15 protein-coding genes are annotated in these 14,886 nt (G+C 63.8%); 10 read left to right on the top strand and 5 right to left on the bottom strand.

Going from position 1 to position 14,886, the window contains the following annotated elements:
- The first annotated feature begins 296 nt into the window (after positions 1-296).
- Genes CGS25_RS16975 through CGS25_RS16960 form a run of 4 tightly spaced genes read left to right on the top strand, consistent with a single transcriptional unit; the run spans position 297 to position 4,198 of the window.
- The gene (locus CGS25_RS16975; protein WP_089032389.1) at positions 297-1,733 is read left to right on the top strand and encodes a circularly permuted type 2 ATP-grasp protein; all 1,437 of its coding nucleotides are present in this window, start codon (positions 297-299) and stop codon (positions 1,731-1,733) included.
- Positions 1,727-2,653, top strand: a complete 927-nt coding sequence (locus CGS25_RS16970) for an alpha-E domain-containing protein (protein ID WP_089032388.1) — start codon at positions 1,727-1,729, stop codon at positions 2,651-2,653. Before CGS25_RS16975 ends, CGS25_RS16970 begins: the two co-directional genes overlap by 7 nt.
- Entirely contained in the window at positions 2,650-3,447 is a 798-nt protein-coding gene (locus tag CGS25_RS16965) for a transglutaminase family protein (RefSeq protein ID WP_089032387.1), read from the top strand. Before CGS25_RS16970 ends, CGS25_RS16965 begins: the two co-directional genes overlap by 4 nt.
- A 31-nt stretch (positions 3,448-3,478) precedes the next feature.
- Entirely contained in the window at positions 3,479-4,198 is a 720-nt protein-coding gene (locus tag CGS25_RS16960) for a proteasome-type protease (RefSeq protein WP_101676193.1), read from the top strand.
- A 74-nt stretch (positions 4,199-4,272) separates the two neighbouring features.
- On the opposite strand, the gene CGS25_RS16955 is transcribed toward CGS25_RS16960, so the two are convergent.
- The gene (locus CGS25_RS16955) at positions 4,273-5,370 is read right to left on the bottom strand and encodes an NAD(P)/FAD-dependent oxidoreductase (protein ID WP_101676192.1); all 1,098 of its coding nucleotides are present in this window, start codon (positions 5,368-5,370) and stop codon (positions 4,273-4,275) included.
- 115 nt (positions 5,371-5,485) lie between these two features.
- On the opposite strand from CGS25_RS16955, the gene CGS25_RS16950 reads away from it, so the two are divergent.
- The 3 genes from CGS25_RS16950 to CGS25_RS16940 are packed head-to-tail and all read left to right on the top strand — an operon-like array spanning position 5,486 to position 6,666.
- A complete protein-coding gene (locus CGS25_RS16950; RefSeq protein ID WP_101676191.1) occupies positions 5,486-5,992 on the top strand; it encodes a DUF2244 domain-containing protein in 507 nt (168 codons plus the stop codon).
- Between the two features lie 21 nt (positions 5,993-6,013).
- On the top strand, positions 6,014-6,319 hold the full coding sequence (locus tag CGS25_RS16945; RefSeq protein WP_089032383.1) for an antibiotic biosynthesis monooxygenase family protein: 306 nt from the start codon (positions 6,014-6,016) through the stop codon (positions 6,317-6,319).
- Positions 6,316-6,666, top strand: coding sequence for a hypothetical protein (locus tag CGS25_RS16940; RefSeq protein ID WP_157933863.1), 351 nt, complete (start codon positions 6,316-6,318; stop codon positions 6,664-6,666). Before CGS25_RS16945 ends, CGS25_RS16940 begins: the two co-directional genes overlap by 4 nt.
- A 96-nt stretch (positions 6,667-6,762) precedes the next feature.
- On the opposite strand, the gene CGS25_RS16935 is transcribed toward CGS25_RS16940, so the two are convergent.
- A complete protein-coding gene (locus CGS25_RS16935) occupies positions 6,763-7,941 on the bottom strand; it encodes a saccharopine dehydrogenase family protein (protein WP_101676189.1) in 1,179 nt (392 codons plus the stop codon).
- 192 nt (positions 7,942-8,133) lie between these two features.
- On the opposite strand from CGS25_RS16935, the gene CGS25_RS16930 reads away from it, so the two are divergent.
- The 3 genes from CGS25_RS16930 to CGS25_RS16920 all read left to right on the top strand — a co-directional run bounded on the left by CGS25_RS16930 (position 8,134) and on the right by CGS25_RS16920 (position 9,197).
- Positions 8,134-8,415, top strand: coding sequence for a putative quinol monooxygenase (locus CGS25_RS16930; protein ID WP_101676188.1), 282 nt, complete (start codon positions 8,134-8,136; stop codon positions 8,413-8,415).
- A 267-nt stretch (positions 8,416-8,682) separates the two neighbouring features.
- Positions 8,683-8,907 (top strand): addiction module protein, encoded by a 225-nt coding sequence (locus CGS25_RS16925; RefSeq protein ID WP_089032379.1) that lies wholly within the window; start codon positions 8,683-8,685, stop codon positions 8,905-8,907.
- Entirely contained in the window at positions 8,904-9,197 is a 294-nt protein-coding gene (locus CGS25_RS16920) for a type II toxin-antitoxin system RelE/ParE family toxin (RefSeq protein WP_089032378.1), read from the top strand. Before CGS25_RS16925 ends, CGS25_RS16920 begins: the two co-directional genes overlap by 4 nt.
- Before the next feature lie 65 nt (positions 9,198-9,262).
- Here the strand turns inward: CGS25_RS16920 and CGS25_RS16915 are convergent, their stop codons facing one another.
- The 3 genes from CGS25_RS16915 to CGS25_RS19075 form a co-directional block, all read right to left on the bottom strand.
- Positions 9,263-12,397 carry an error-prone DNA polymerase gene (locus CGS25_RS16915; RefSeq protein ID WP_101676187.1) on the bottom strand — a complete coding sequence of 1,045 codons (3,135 nt, stop codon included), beginning with the start codon at positions 12,395-12,397 and terminating at the stop codon, positions 9,263-9,265.
- 142 nt (positions 12,398-12,539) lie between these two features.
- On the bottom strand, positions 12,540-13,970 hold the full coding sequence (locus CGS25_RS16910) for a Y-family DNA polymerase (RefSeq protein WP_157933862.1): 1,431 nt from the start codon (positions 13,968-13,970) through the stop codon (positions 12,540-12,542).
- Positions 13,967-14,719 carry a hypothetical protein gene (locus tag CGS25_RS19075; RefSeq protein WP_157933861.1) on the bottom strand — a complete coding sequence of 251 codons (753 nt, stop codon included), beginning with the start codon at positions 14,717-14,719 and terminating at the stop codon, positions 13,967-13,969. The genes CGS25_RS16910 and CGS25_RS19075 overlap by 4 nt, the downstream gene beginning before the upstream one ends.
- Positions 14,720-14,886: the final 167 nt, after the last annotated feature.

Below are 14,886 nucleotides of genomic sequence, written 5' to 3'. Positions count from 1 at the left end.
AACACTGAACACTGAACACTGAACACTGAACACTGAACACTGAATCCCCCCCCTGCCTCCCAACGGGGCACCACCCCCCCTGAATCCCCCTCCATGCCCCATTTCGAGGCGCCGTTGTGCCCCAAAGTTTTACCTTTTCTGGCATAGGCCTTGCTTATGCTGAAGGGGTGAGCTGAAGGGGTGAGCTGAAGGGTGAGATGGACGACGGCGCGCAGTCTTGAGTGGGAAGACGCGCGCCACACTCCCCATGACCTGGAGTTTCCCGCTGGGAACTCCTTTTGATCAGGGAAAGCATCATGCGATCGTTGTCCTTGCCGGAGGTATCCGGATTCGATGAGATGTTGTTGCCCGCGGGTCAGGTGCGCTCCCATTACCGCAGCTATCACCAATGGTTGCTCGGCCAGACCGGTGATGTGCTGATGCGCAAACGCAAGGAAGCCGAACTGCGGTTTCACCGCGTCGGTATCACCTTCAATGTGTATGGCGAGGAAAGCGGCACCGAAAGGCTGATTCCCTTTGATACCCTGCCGCGCATTATTCCCGGCGACGAATGGCGGCGCCTGGAGCAGGGCGTGATCCAGCGGGTGCGCGCGCTCAATTGTTTTCTGCACGATATTTACCATGAGCAGTTGATCATCCGTGATGGCCGGGTGCCCGCCGAGCAGATCTTTGGCAACGCCCAGTATCAGCCCTGCATGCAGAACGTGGATCTGCATAATCAGATCTATTCGCAGATCAGTGGGGTGGATCTGATCCGCGATGGCGAAGGCACCTGGCATGTGCTGGAGGACAACCTGCGCACACCCTCCGGGGTCAGCTACATGATCGAGAACCGGCGCATGATGATGCGCCTGTTTCCCGAGTTGTTCAGCCATCAATCGGTGGCGCCGGTGGAGCACTATCCGTCGCTGTTGCTGGAGACCCTGCAACAGGGCAGCGTGGTGGCCAACCCGAGCGTGGTGCTGCTCACCCCGGGGCGTTTCAACAGCGCCTATTTCGAACACGCCTTTCTGGCCCAGCAAATGGGCATTGAGCTGGTCGAGGGCGCCGATCTGTTCGTCAAGGACGGGTTTGTCTATATGCGCACCACCGCCGGCCCACAACGGGTCGATGTGATCTATCGGCGCATTGATGACGATTACCTGGACCCCCTGGCGTTCCGCGCCGATTCCATGCTCGGCGTGCCCGGCCTGCTGTCGGTGTACCGCCAGGGCAATGTGGTGCTCGCCAACGCGGTGGGCACCGGGGTGGCGGACGACAAGTCGATCTACCCCTATGTGCCGGCGATGATCCGCTTCTACCTGGACGAAGAACCGATGTTGGCGAACGTGCCCACCTGGCAGTGCCGCAAGGCGGAAGATCTGGCCTACGTGCTCGAGCACCTCTCGGAAATGGTGGTCAAGGAAGTCCATGGCGCCGGAGGCTACGGCATGCTGGTGGGGCCGGCGGCGAGCGCCGCCGAGATCGAATCGTTCCGTGATCGCGTGCGCGCGCGGCCGGACAACTACATTGCCCAGCCGACGTTGTCGTTGTCGTCGTGTCCGGTGTTCGTGGAGCAGGGCATCGCGCCCCGGCACATTGATCTGCGGCCGTTCGTGCTCAGCGGTCCGGACATCCGGCTGGTGCCCGGCGGGCTGACCCGGGTGGCGATGACGGCGGGCTCTCTGGTGGTGAATTCTTCCCAGGGCGGCGGCACCAAGGACACCTGGGTTCTGGAGAATGCGCCATGCTGAGCCGCACCGCCGCCGAGCTGTACTGGTTGTCGCGCTTTATCGAGCGCGCGGAAAACATCGCACGCATGCTGGACGTGGCCTGGAACCTGTCGTTGATCCCGTTCGCGGTGGATGCGCGCGACGAGATCAGCGCGCCACTGATCATCACCGGCGGGCTGGAGCTGTACCGGGAAAAGTACGGCGAAATTCAAGTCAACCAGGTGATGCATTTCTTCACGCTGGACGAAAGCAACCCGGGCAGCATTTTTCACTGCCTGCGCTCGGCCCGGGAAAACGCCCACGCGGTGCGCGGAAAAATCACCGCTGAGATGTGGGAAAGCATCAACAGTACCTGGCTGGAGCTGCGCGATATTCGTGAGCTGGGCCTGGATGGCTACGGCGCCACCAGTTTCTTTGACTGGGTGAAGAACCGCTCGCACCTGTTTCGGGGCGCGACCTACGGCACCGTGATGCGCAGCGACGCCTTTCGGTTTCTGCGCCTGGGCACCTTTATCGAGCGGGCCGACAACACCGCGCGCATTCTTGATGTGAAACACCAGAACAGCCTGGCCGGCGACACCGCCGTGGACTTCTACCGCTGGCACGCACTGCTGCGCTCGGTGGGCGCCTACGAAGCCTATCGGGAAATCTACAGCGAAACGATCAACGCCGAGCGAGTCGCGGAGTTGCTGATTCTGCGGCCCGAGGTGCCGCGCTCGCTGCACTCTTGCATGCAAATGCTCTGCGAGTTGTTGCCGGCCATTGAGGGGCAGGCCGGGCTGCAATCGAAACGGCTGGCGGCGGTGCAGTTCGCGCGCCTGCAATATGGCGATCTGCAGCACATCGTGGAAATCGGGTTGCACGAATACCTGACCGATTTTCTGCGCCGCGTTAACGAACTGGCGGACACCATCCGCGAGGAATATCTGGAGGTCGTATGAAGTTGTCGATTCGTCACAGCACTGAATACCGTTACTCCGAACCAGTGCGCCACAGTACCCAGTACTTGCGACTCACACCGCGCCCGTCGCCGCGCCAGCGCATTCTCCATTGGCAACTGGATTTGCCCGAACAGGCGGCGCGCGCCTCGGACAGCTTCGACAACATTCTGCATGTGCTGACGCTGGATCAGCCGCACCAGAGCATTGAGCTGACCGCGCGCGGCCAGGTTGAGATCATCGATGAGGATGGCGAGGACGATGACGTGCGGCTTTCGCCGTTGGTGTTCAGCCGCTTCTCACCCTTGACGCGCCCTGACGCCGGCCTGGTCGACCTGGCCGAGGCGCACCGTGGCAGCCCGGTGCTGGAACGCCTGGAAACGCTGAGCGAATCGATCCTGCAACGGATGCCTTTCACCGCCGGCGTCACCGATTCCGGCAGCGACGCGATCACCGCGTTCGCCGGCGGGCAGGGGGTGTGTCAGGACCACACCCATGTGTTTCTGAGCTGCTGCCGTGTGCTGGGCATACCGGCGCGCTATGTAAGCGGGTATCTTTACACCGACGATTCCGAGCACGTGGCCAGCCACGCCTGGGCGGAGGTCTGGCACGAAGATGGCTGGCACACCTTCGACATCACCAACCAGACCCGCCTGCCGCGCCGTCATCTTAAGCTGGCGGTGGGGCTGGATTACATGGACGCCTGCCCGGTGCGCGGGGTGCGTTTCGGAGGCGGCATCGAATCGCTCAAGGCGGTGGCCCGGGTCAGCCAGAATCCCGGCGTCGATCATCAGTGAGACAACACGCGCCCGGCGCGGAGTATCGGTTATGACCTATTGCGTGGCCATGTGCCTGAAGGCGGGCCTGGTGTTCGCGGCGGATTCACGCACCAACGCCGGCGTCGACCAGATCGCCACGTTCCGAAAACTGCACAAATTCGTGGTGCCCGGTGAGCGGGTGATCGTGATGATGACCGCCGGTAATCTCGCCACCACCCAGAGCGTGCTGAGCCTGATGCGCATGCGGCTGAACAGCCGCCACCCCAATCTGTTCACCGCCCACTCTTTATACGACGTGGCCGCCATCGTCGGCGCCACAGGAAGGGAGGTGGTCAGCCGCGACGGCGGCCTGAGCCAGGGTAACGTGGACTTCGGCAGCAGTTTTATCATTGGCGGGCAGATTCGCGGCGAGCCACCGCGCCTGTTCCTGGTCTATCCGGAGGGCAACTTTATCGAATGCACCCCGGACACCCCGTATTTCCAGATTGGCGAGACCAAATACGGCAAGCCGATTCTGGACCGCGTGGTGGATCAGGACATGCCGTTGGACCAGGCAATCAAATGCGCCTTGCTCAGTATCGATTCCACCATCCGTTCCAACCTCTCGGTGGGGCTGCCTCTGGACGTGCTGCGCTATCACCGCGACAGCTACACCGACGAGCACCATTTCAACGTGGACGAGCACCACCAGAGCTTTCACGCGCTCGGTGAAGCCTGGTCGCAGGGTTTGCGTAATCTGTTCCATACCTTGCCGGAGATGGAATGGTAGAGGCGCGGAGAATCAGTGTTCAGTGTTCAGTTTTCAGTGGGGCGCTGCGAATCCTGCGTCGCGCTTTGTGATGTTCAGGTTTGTTCGGTTATTCGTTCGGCGAGGGCGAGGGCGGCGGTGAGGCCGGGGGATTCGATGCCCAGCAGGTTGATCAGGCCGGCGACGCCGTGGTGGCGGCTGTCCTGGATCAGAAAGTCCGTGTGCGGCTGGTCATCGATGATCAGTTTGGGGCGCACGCCGGCGTAGTCCGGGTGCAGTTTAGCGGCGGGCAAGGCCGGCCAGTAACGGCGGATGGCGGTTTCGAAGGCGCCCTGGCGCTGCTCGTCGACCTGGTAGTCGGGCGTCTCGACCCACTGCACGTCCGGGCCGAAGCGCGCCTTGCCGGCCAGGTCCACGGTCAGGTGCACGCCGAGCCCATGGGCTTCCGGGAGCGGATAGATCAGCCGCCGGCTGGGGCTGGCGCCGGCCAGCCGGAAATAGTTGCCCTTGGCGAAACGCTGCTCGGGACAGTACCGCCGGGGAAACCCTTGCATCCGCTTCACCAGAGGCACCGCCGCCAGGCCGGCGGCATTGATCAACGTTTGCGCGCGCAGGTCGAACTCGCCCTCCGCATGCGTGACACGCAGAGTGAAACGGTGAGATTCGCAGCCGATTGCGCTGACCCGGTGACGCAGGCAGAGCACGGCGCCGGCGTCTTCGGCGTCGCGGGCCAGCGACGCCATCAGGGCGTGGCTGTCGACGATGCCGCTGTGGGTGCTGTGCAGAGCCTGGGCGCCGCTGAGCCAGGGTTCCTCGCGGCCCAGCCAGGCGGCACTCTTGAAACTCAAATCACGAGCACCGGCGGCCAGAGCGTTGTCATACAGGGCCTGCAGTTGCGGCTGCTGGCCCGGGCCCGCCACCACCAGCTTGCCGCAGCGGCGATGGGCGATGCCACGGGCGGCGCAGTACTGGTACAGCAGGGCGTTGCCGCGCAGGCAGGTGTCCGCTTTCAGCGAGCCCGGGGGATAGTACAGCCCGCCGTGGATCACCTCGCTGTTGCGCGAGGAAAGGTGCTCGCCGAACCGTGCCTCCGCTTCCAATACCACCACGTCACCGCCGGCCCGCGCCATCGACCGGGCCACCGCCAGGCCAACCACGCCGGCGCCGATCACTACTGTGTCCACCTGTTCCATAGGGGTTTCCGTGCTTCGTTGGGCCCATGCTAACGCGCTGGCGGCGCGGGTGCATGAGCGCGTCGAGGCTGTGCTATGGTGAAAGGCCGACCGATGAGGAGATCAGTGCCCGCTCATGGTTGTTACTGAAACCTCGGCGCGGGGGACCATCGTCACCTTGTCGCCGCACCTGTCCGCCACCTGGCCCGAGAACAAACGCTTTTTGCTGTTGCTGGCCACGGCGGTGTTCGCGGTCGCCGCCGGTTGGAGCGCTGCCGGCTTGTGGCTGGTGCTGCCGTTTGCCGGGCTGGAGTTTGGCCTGGTCGCGTACTTTATGTACCGCGTCTGTTACCGCCTCAGTTACCTTTCCCAGCAGATTATCATTGAGCCGCAACGAGTGGTGATCCGGCGCGGCATCAAGAGCGCCCAGCGCGAATGGATTCTGACGCGCCCCCAGGCGCATCTGCATGTGAACAAACCGGTCAATGATTTTCACCTGGCGTTGCTTTGGCTGAAAGACGATCAGCTGCAATTGCCGGTGGCGGACTTTCTCAACGCGGAGGGGCGTGAGCAGGCGCGCCACGCGCTGCTCGGCGCCGGTCTGGTGGAGACCTCGGACCGTTGGTGGGAGACCGGCCGGTAAGCCACGGATCAGGAGACAGAGATGAAATTTATTTTTGAAGTGCGCATGAAACACGGCTACACCGTGGAGCAATACGCCCAGGCCTGGGTTGAAGCCAGCGAGATCATCCAGCAGGCGCCGGGAGCGCTGGGGACCTATTTGCACCGCAAGATTGGCGAGCCGGACACGCTGCTGGCGATTGCCCATTGGGAATCCAAGGCACTGCGTGACGCCAAGGACGACACCCGCAGCGAAAAGGTGAAGGCGATTCTGGAGAAACACGCACGCACCTGCGAGATCACCGTGGTCGGTGAATTCGATGAACCGGAGTGGCAGGTGTTGCCATGACTGACAGGGCCCGCGCCATGAACCCTCTGATGATGGGCCTGTTCGCCTTGCTGGTGCTCGGCGGCTGCGATTATTCCGAGGCACCGCAGGCGGCGCCTTTGCATTTGCTCGCCAGTGACCCCGAGACCTACCAGGATACCCTGGTGGTGACCACCGGGGTGGTGCGCACCTTTGCCGAGCCGCGCCATTACTGGGTCGAGGATAAGGATCTGAACCGGGTGGAAATCCGGCCCATGGAGCGGGTGGCCGATCATGTCGGCGAGCGCGTCAGCGTCACCGGCACCTTTCACTTCGCCGCGAATAAGGGGCGCTGGATCGATGCGGAGACGGTGACGCTGGCGCCTTGAAATCGGAGAACGGCCGAAAGTCGAAAATGGAAGACACAGCGATCACGCACCGTGTTTTTTTCGCCTTTCGCCTTTCGCCTTTCGCCTTTGACGCAACTATTCCTCGATCTGGAACGTCAGCCCGGCGTTGTCCCGCAGACGCCGGATCAACCTGTCGCCGAGGGCTGGGGCGGTGGTCCAGATGCCGCCGGGGGTGTCGGTGGCGTCCCGCAACAGACACAACGCGCTTTCGGTGATCATTCGTGAGGTGGAGCCGTAACCGGGGTCGCGGTCACCACCGACGCTGGCCTTGAGTATCTGGCCATCGGCGCTTTCACCGATAAACAGCACATCGTAGAAACCGTTGTCGCGTTCCTCCTTGCTCGGGCCTTCGCCCGGCTTGGGGGCGCTGTCGCCGGCCAGGGAGCGGTCATTGGTGACCGCCTCGGCGGTGGCTTTGCCTTTCTCGCCGGGCCCGGTGATGACCATCTCATCGTAGACAAAGTCTTCGCCGTAGGGATGGCCAAGCAACGCATTGGAACGGTGAACGTTGCGGGTGTTGATGGCCGCCATCACGAACGGTGCCAGCCAGGTGTTGAGCTGGTCGTCGTACTCGGGCTCTTTGGGCTCCGGTTGGCTGGGGCCGCTAAAACCGGGCGTCAACGCGAACGGATCGACCAGAAGCTGATAGATCTTCGGGTCTTTTTTCGCCGCCGCCAGGGTCGCCTTGAGGCTGGCGGCGGTGCCGCCGGAAAAAGTGCCTTTCATTTTGCGCACCCGGCCTTTGACCCGGGGCAGGGTGGCGCCCAGGGTTTTTCTGGCGTGTTCCTGCAAAAAGAAAACGCCCAGATCAAAGGGAATCGAGTCGAACCCGCAGGAAAACACGATGCGCGCGCCGCTTCGTTTGGCGGTGTCGCCGTGGGCGTCGATCATCTGACGCATCCAGGCCGGCTCGCCACACAGGTCCACGTAATCGGTGCCGGCCTCCGCGCAGGCGGCCACCAGAGGCTCGCCGTAAAGCTGGTACGGGCCCACCGTGGTCAGCACCACGCGGGTGCGTGCCGCCAGAGCTTGCAGCGTGGCCGGTTGATCCGCGTCGGCGCTGATCAGCGGTACCGAATCCGGCACACCGATTTCCTCGCGCACCGCTTTCAGTTTTTCCTCGCTGCGGCCTGCCATGGCCCACTTCAGGTCGGCATCGGCGCCGTACTGCTGATGCAGATACTCCGCCACCAGCCGGCCGGTAAAGCCGCTGGCGCCGTACACCACAATGTCGAACTCTCTCCCGTTGCTCATAACCGGCAATCCGTTCTGTTGCGAATGATGCGCCCACTATAGACCCGGCGCGGTGCCCCTGGGCAGGGTGGGGAACGGCTTTTTCATGGGCAGGACAGTCGTGGGCGGAATTCTTCCCGGTGCGGGTGAAGGGGCGTATTGTCAGTGGTTAACCTTTCTGGTTAATTGCCGGGACTAAAAAAGAGCAGCGCGATGCGAAAAGTAATCCTAGCGGGCCGGATTATTGTCCCCGACGGGGATCTCAAGGGCGTTATTGATGCCCTCCCAGCCCATATTGATCTCTCGCGCCAGGAAAAAGGCTGTTTGAAATTTGAGGTCATTCAAAGTGCTGAACACAAAAACATCTTTGATGTGTACGAGGAGTTTGTCGATAAGGCCGCGTTTCAGTGCCACCAGGAACGTGTCCGTGATTCAGCCTGGGGACGGATATCAGTGAATGCGGAGCGGCATTACGAGATAAGAGAGAGACCATGAAAGTTCACTATCTGGAGATCGTATCCGAGGATGTGGACGCCGTATGCACAGCGTATGAGGCTGCTCACGGTAAGTTCGCGATTTATATCCTCGGCGGTAACGATCACGGGTTTTGGCAGCTTTAGAGGAGCCTGCCATGAGGCGCCCTTCGCGCGCAGGCCAGGTCCGGTCAGCAGGATAGGACTGGTTAGCCTGGCCCGTCGCTTCTCTGTGGCAGCTGCTATCCATCCGTGTCAAAATCGGGCTTACGTGAACGGGAGGTTTCCCATGAATCTGGAGAAAATCGAGAATGAGGCGCTCCATCTTCCCAAAGAGGAACGCGCGCAATTAATCCACCGGTTGGTATTGAGTCTGGATGCCCCCTCGGGGGAGGAGCTTCGGTCCGACTGGTTGTTGGAAGCCCGGCGGAGGGCGGAAGAACTTGATAACGGCTCGGTTCAGGCTGTACCCGGGGATGATGTCATGAGAAAGGCACGGGCCCTGATTAAGTGAACTATGTTTTCCACCCGGCAGCGGAAGCCGAGTTTCTGGAATCAGTCGGTTATTATGAATCGAGAGTTCCGGGATTGGGTGGTGCCTTCATTGAGGAAGTGGAGGCGATGGCCACTTTCATTGGCGAGACACCGAAAGTCTGGCAGGTTGAACAAGAGCCGGATATTCGCAGGGCTCCCCTCCATCGTTTTCCGTTATCCATCGTTTATCGAGAACAGTCTGACGGCCTTCAGATTCTGGCGGTTGCGCATGATCGGCGGCGGCCTCAGTACTGGCTTGGCAGGCTTTAGAAGGCCTCTGGTGCCGCGCCGAGTGGCTGGCGCCATCCTTTCGTGAACGATCCGTTCTCTTTCCGTTATTTGAAATCTCTTGAGCGGACGATCAGTTCGTCGAGAGCGTCGCTGGTGTCGTCGAGGCGGCCAGCCATCAGATGCACGATGCCTTCGGGGCTGATTTCCACGGTGCCGGTGACGGTGACCAGGGGGCTTTTCAGCAGCACGGTGCGAAAACGCGCCTGAATGGCGCTCCAGATCACCACGTTGGTGTTGCCGGTTTCGTCTTCCAGGGTCATGAACAGGGTGCCCTTGGCGGAGCCGGGGCGTTGCCGGTTGGTGACCAGGCCGGCGACGCGCACCAGCTGGCCGGGACGGGCGCGCTTGAGTTCGCTGGCGCGCCGACAGGCCTTGAAGCGGGGCAAATGGCGCACCAGCGCCATCGGGTGGCGGCCCAGGGTCAGGCCCAGGTGGCGGTAGTCTTCGATCAGGCTGGTGCGCTCCGAGGGCGCGTCCAGATAGACACCATCGTGGTCATCGCGGGGGCCTTGGGCATCGGGCAGCAGCGGGCGGCTGGCTTCCAGCGCCTGCGCTTCCCAGTGTGCCTGGTGGCGGTGGCCGCTGAGCCCGCGCAGGGCATTGCCGGCCACCAGGGCTTCGCGTTCGCGGCGGTTCAGGCGCGCCCGTTCGCAGAGATCGCGCACGCTGCTGAACGGCTGCTGTGAGCGGGCCGCGACCAGCCGCAGGGCGGCCTCTTCGTTGAAGCCTTTGATTTGCCGCAGCCCCAGCCGCAGGGCCGGTTGCACGCCCAGCTTTTGCCGCTGCGTCTGCTCCAAGGTGTGGTCCCAGTGGCTGTGCAGAGCGTCGACTGGCCGGGTTTCGATGCCGTGGCGCTGGGCGTCCTGAAGAATCTGCGAGGGCGAATAAAAGCCCATCGGCAGGCTGTTGAGCAGGCCACAGTAAAAGGCGCTGGTGTGGTGACGCTTAAGCCAGGCGGACACATAGACCAGCAGCGCGAAGCTGGCGGAGTGGGATTCGGGAAAGCCGTAACCGCCGAAGCCTTTCATCTGTTCGAACAACCGGCGTGCGTAATCGGCGCTGTAGCCGTTGGCGAGCATGCCCTGAATCACCTTGCTTTCAAAGCGCATCAGCTCGCCGCTTTTGCCCCAGCTGGCCATCGCCCGGCGCAGTTGGTCCGCCTCGCCGCCGGAGAAACCGGCGGCCACCATCACCAGCTGAATCACCTGCTCCTGGAAGATCGGAATGCCCAGAGTGCGCTCCAGCACCGCTGCCACTTTTTCATCCGGGTAGTCGGTTCTTTCCAGGCCGTCGCGGCGTCTCAGGTAGGGGTGAACCATGTCGCCCTGAATCGGCCCGGGCCGCACGATCGCCACTTCGATCACCAGGTCATAGAACTTTTCCGGGCGCAGCCGGGGCAGCATGTTCATCTGCGCGCGGGATTCCACCTGGAACACGCCCAGACTGTCGCCCTTACAGAGCATCTGGTAAGTGGCCGGGTCTTCGGCGGGGATCGCCTGCATGGTCAGCGGGCGAGGCCGGTAAAGGCCGATCAGATCCAGCGTTTTGCGGATCGCGGTGAGCATGCCCAGCGCCAGCACATCCACTTTCATCAGCCCCAGGGATTCGAGATCGTCCTTGTCCCATTGAATCAGCGTGCGATCCGCCATCGCCGCGTTTTCCACCGGCACCAGCGTATGCACCGGATCGCGGGTGATCACGAAGCCGCCCACGTGTTGGGAAAGATGGCGGGGAAAGCCCACCAGTTGTTGCACCAGCTCGCGGTACTGGCGGCCCAGGGTGGAGTTGCCCAGGCCCACCTCCTGGAAGCGTTCGAGCAGGGAATCCGGTTTGTCCCACCAGGCCAGGTTGCCACTGAGGCGCTCGATCACGTCCATGTCCACGCCCAGGGCGCGGCCCACGTCGCGCACCGCCGAGCGGGTGCGGTAATGGATCACGGTGGCCGCCAGGGCGGCACGGTCACGCCCGTATTTGCGGTACAGATACTGGATCACTTCTTCGCGGCGCTCATGTTCGAAATCCACGTCGATGTCCGGCGGTTCGTCGCGCTCTTTGGAGATAAAGCGCTCAAACAGCAACTGGCTACGGCCCGGGTCCACCTCGGTGACGCCCAGGCAATAGCAGACCGCCGAATTGGCCGCCGAGCCCCGCCCCTGGCAGAGAATGTTCTGGCCGCGCGCGTAGGCGACGATGTCGTGCACGGTCAAAAAATAGTGGGCGTAGCGCAGCTCGCCGATCAGTGCCAGTTCACGCTCCAGCAAGCGGCTCACGGACACCGGCACGCCATCGGGGTAGCGGGCGCTGGCGCCCTGGTGTACCAGAGCCGCCAGATACTGGTCCGCGTTCTGGCCCGGTGGCACCACCTCTTCGGGGTACTGGTAGCTGATTTCGTTCATTTCGAAGTGGCACTGCGCGGCGATCCAGGCGGCCTCGCGCAGCAGTGCCTCGGGATAAACCGCGCGCAGATCCTCCAGCGGGCGCAGATGGCGCTGATCATTCTGGAACCGGCGCCGGCCCAGTTGCGCCACCGTGGTGTTCAGCCGCAGGGCGGTGAGCAGCTCCTGCAGGGGCTGTCGCTCCGGGCCGTGGTAGTGCACATCGTTGGCGGCGGTCATAGCCAGATCGAAGCGGCTGGCCAGTTGGTGGCAGTAACGGTAATGCAGGGCGTCGTTCCCTTCTTGCAGCAGTTCGCAGGCGAGCCAGAAACGCTCGCCGAAATGCGCCTTGAGCAGCGTCGCGTGATGCGGGTCGCGTTCATCGCCGGCGGGCAGCCACAGACACAGGCTGCTGCGCTCCAGCCGTGCCAGATCGCGCCAATGCAGCCGGTAGTGGCCTTTTTCGGCGCGCCGGCGGCCACGGGTGATCAGCGTGGCGATCTCGGCGTAGGCCTGGCGGTCCCGGGCGAGCAGAATCAACCGCAGCTCGCCGTGTTCATCGCTGAGCCGGAAATGGCTGCCGACGATCAGTTTCAACGTCAGGGTTCCGCCTTCCTCAGCGAGGCGTTTTTTTAGCGTCTTGTGCGCCTGGTAGGCCCGCGCCACCCCGGCCAGGGAGCCATCGTCGGTGATCGCCAACGCTTCGTAGCCCAGCGCATGGGCCTGATACACCAGCTCCTGAGGCAGACTCGCCCCGGTGAGAAAGGTGAAAGCGCTGGTGGTGTGCAGTTCGGCGAAGGGCAAAAGCGTCTCCAGGGGGCTGGATGGGGAGTTGAAAGTTAAAAGTTAAAACGCGATCCAGGGCCGTGGCAACGGGATCGCCGACGTCGCGCTCGAGCATTTTCTTTTAACTTTTAACTTTTAACTTTTAACTTTTAACTTTTAACTAAAAAAACCCCTGCAACCACCAACCATGCTGGTCATCCTGAAAGACCCAGCAACACAGGCCATCCGGATGATGGGCGACGCGGTAGCGGCGCGGGGCGGCGCCGTGCCAGGGCTGGCTGAAGCGCTCGCTTTGCGGGAACAGGGTGAGCGGGCGGCCGCGCCAGTGGGGCACGTTGTTGTGGTCGTCCAGGCGCCGGGGCGGATCGAGCAACCACAGCGGACGGTCGTTGACGCGGCCGGGGGAGGGCTCCGCCAGACGAGCGGTGGCCGGCCGGCCCAGGAAGGGCAGGGCCCGTTCGTCCTGTTCGGGTAAGTGTTCGCCGCCGTCGGAGGGTTGGTAAAGATTGAGCGCCGGCTCCATCGCCAGCTTCTCCACCAGCCGTTCCAGGGGCGGGCGCGCGCCGGGGTCGGGGAACAGCTCGGCCAGGGCCGGGTTGCGCGGCCGGCAACGGCTGCTGTCCAGGGCCAGGCCCAGCACCCCGGCGCCGAGTGTATGGTGCTCCAGGCGCCGGCGGCTGAGATCCAGCCAGGTGGCGGCATCGTGGCCGGGCCGGGCGCGCCGCACGATCAGGGTGTCGCGCTGGCGGTTGTTCAGCATCAGGTGCCAGCGGATCGCCGCCACTTCTTCCTGGTGGCGGCGGAGGGAGTCTTCCAAGTCCGCCAGCAGGGCGGCCATCGGCGTTTCCAGCAGGGTCAGGTTCTCAATCGGCTGATCGAATTCCCGATGGGCGCGGAACGGCCGTGGCGGGGCAATCGGCCGGCGCGGGTCCGCTTTCTCGCCGAGCAACCGTTGCAGCCAGTCCAGAAAGGCGGCGCCAAAGCGCTTTCCCAGAGCCGGGCGAGGCAGTGGAAACAGCTCGCCCAGGGTGCGGAAGCCGGGCGCTTGCAAGCGCTCCCGCAAAGCCGGTTCCAGGTCCAACCCGGCAAGGGGCAACTCCGCCAGCCAGGCCTGGAAACGGGCGGTCTCCGGCCGGGTGTCCAGGGCCGGCAGCTCGCTGAGGTGGCAAGCCGCCAGCGGCGTGTGGCCCAGCCCCAGGCGGCTGGTCAGCGGACAATGCAGGCGGTACTGGTCGATCCGGGCCAGCAGGTTGCGGAAGCCGCCGAACAGCTTCAGACAGCCGCCCACTTCCAGCAGCAGGGTGTCCGGGGGCGCCGGGCACACCTGTGGCGTCAAGGCGAGCAGATGCCGTGCCTGGCGCGCCAGGGCGTTCTCCCGGGCGGAGGCACTGGCCTCCTGGATTTCCAGGTGTTCGCACAGGGCGCGGGCGGTGGCCAGTCGCAGGCCCGGGCTGACGCCAGCGGCCAGGGCGGCGCCATTGGCCAGCTCAATACGGTGGCGGCGCACCAGTGCCCGGGGGGCGGTGCTGGGGCCGGCCTCCGCCTCCAACGGCAACAGCGGAAAGCGCAGCGCCACCCACAGCGCGCTCACGGGCGCAACTCGCTCAGCGGCAGGGGGCCGGGCGGCGGGGGCAGGGGCGAAGGCAAGTGATCGACGAGCGGGCGCCGGGTAAGCGCCGGCAGGGTGGCGCAAGCCGGCGGCGCCCGGCGCAGATGCTCCGGCAGCACGGTAACCTGACAATGGGCGCCCGGGCGCCCGCCCGGCTGCTTGTGCACGGCGACGGTCAGCTGGCCGGGCGCGGAACAGCTCAGATCAAGGCGCAACGGTGCCGGGCTGGGCTGGCTGGCGGCCCGCCGGGGGCGCACCAGGATCAGCAGGCAACGGCCCTGTTGGGCGCCAAGATGGAAACGACGCAGCGTGCCAGCGGGCAGGGCCCCGCCCGGGGCCCACAGCACCATCACGCCGACGCTGTCGCTGGCGACGGCCTCCAGGCAGGCACGCAGCAGCGGCGCCCGCTCGCGGCTTTGCAGCACCAGCAATTGGCGCAGATCGACCCCGGCACGGGCCAGCGCCGGCGCCGACGGGCGCGCCGGCGGGTTGGCGATCACCCGTGCGCCATCGCCGCCGGCCAGCAACGGCAACAGCAGGTGCATCAGCGGCGGGCAGGGCAGAGTGCACAATAACTCCACCAGCCCGGAATCCGGCCAGCCACCTTGTTCCAGCAGGCCATCCAGGGCCTGGAAACCGGTGGCACGACCGCTGCGCATGGCGGCGTCCGGGTCGCGGCCGCGCCAGGTGTCCCGGCGGGCGAGAAGCTGTTGCAGGAAGTCGGAACACATAAAGGCGCCACATAGAGATACTGTACATAAGAACAGTACCTCTATGTGGCGCCGGTTTCAACCGGCGAGTGAGAGCACGTGACGTCTTTGCCAATGGAGCTTGGAAGGGCGGTTGGAGAAAAAACGTTGCGGATGCGTACTTCAGGCCCCGCTCTTTCTGAGCGCGC

This window comes from Alloalcanivorax mobilis (genome assembly GCF_002864685.1).
GTDB classification, from domain to species: Bacteria; Pseudomonadota; Gammaproteobacteria; order Pseudomonadales; family Alcanivoracaceae; genus Alloalcanivorax; species Alloalcanivorax mobilis.
Note: the sequence above shows the minus strand (reverse complement) of the source record. Positions and strands in the feature narration are given on the sequence as shown.

Bases quoted from the DNA above. Each gene is read 5' to 3' on its own strand.
- CGS25_RS16975 (WP_089032389.1), top strand. From the start codon at position 297: ATGCGATCGTTGTCCTTGCCGGAGGTATCCGGATTCGATGAGATGTTG.
- CGS25_RS16970 (WP_089032388.1), top strand. From the start codon at position 1,727: ATGCTGAGCCGCACCGCCGCCGAGCTGTACTGGTTGTCGCGCTTTATC.
- CGS25_RS16965 (WP_089032387.1), top strand. From the start codon at position 2,650: ATGAAGTTGTCGATTCGTCACAGCACTGAATACCGTTACTCCGAACCA.
- CGS25_RS16960 (WP_101676193.1), top strand. From the start codon at position 3,479: ATGACCTATTGCGTGGCCATGTGCCTGAAGGCGGGCCTGGTGTTCGCG.
- CGS25_RS16955 (WP_101676192.1), bottom strand. From the start codon at position 5,370: ATGGAACAGGTGGACACAGTAGTGATCGGCGCCGGCGTGGTTGGCCTG.
- CGS25_RS16950 (WP_101676191.1), top strand. From the start codon at position 5,486: ATGGTTGTTACTGAAACCTCGGCGCGGGGGACCATCGTCACCTTGTCG.
- CGS25_RS16945 (WP_089032383.1), top strand. From the start codon at position 6,014: ATGAAATTTATTTTTGAAGTGCGCATGAAACACGGCTACACCGTGGAG.
- CGS25_RS16940 (WP_157933863.1), top strand. From the start codon at position 6,316: ATGACTGACAGGGCCCGCGCCATGAACCCTCTGATGATGGGCCTGTTC.
- CGS25_RS16935 (WP_101676189.1), bottom strand. From the start codon at position 7,941: ATGAGCAACGGGAGAGAGTTCGACATTGTGGTGTACGGCGCCAGCGGC.
- CGS25_RS16930 (WP_101676188.1), top strand. From the start codon at position 8,134: ATGCGAAAAGTAATCCTAGCGGGCCGGATTATTGTCCCCGACGGGGAT.
- CGS25_RS16925 (WP_089032379.1), top strand. From the start codon at position 8,683: ATGAATCTGGAGAAAATCGAGAATGAGGCGCTCCATCTTCCCAAAGAG.
- CGS25_RS19075 (WP_157933861.1), bottom strand. From the start codon at position 14,719: ATGTGTTCCGACTTCCTGCAACAGCTTCTCGCCCGCCGGGACACCTGG.